At 73.2% G+C, this 284-nt stretch carries 1 pseudogene; it reads right to left on the bottom strand.

The features are described 5' to 3' along the window. Window positions 1–284: pseudogene (locus tag CU044_RS26535) on the bottom strand (SulP family inorganic anion transporter); the annotation flags it as partial.

Here is a 284-nt window from a genome sequence, read left to right as displayed (position 1 = left end):
AGCACGGTGCCGATGGCGGCCACGCTCGCCAGCTGCCCGAACTCTCCGAGTCCGGGCGGGTTGATGGACTCCAGCAGGCCCTGCACCTCGACCTTGGCGACGGGAAGGTCCAGCAGGAAGGCCGCGCCGGTGGCCAGGGCCACGGCTGCCAGCGGGCCCGGGATCATCCGGGCTCCGGCCGGGAGGCGGGGCCAGAGCACCAGTACGGCGATGGTCCCCGCCCCGATGAGGAACGCGGTCAGCGCCGTACCGGTGGTGAGAATGTCGCCGGCCAGTCCGGGCAG

It is taken from the genome of Streptomyces sp. L-9-10 (genome assembly GCF_004151105.1).
GTDB lineage: Bacteria > Actinomycetota > Actinomycetes > Streptomycetales > Streptomycetaceae > Streptomyces.
This window is presented reverse-complemented; position numbering and strand designations above follow the sequence as displayed.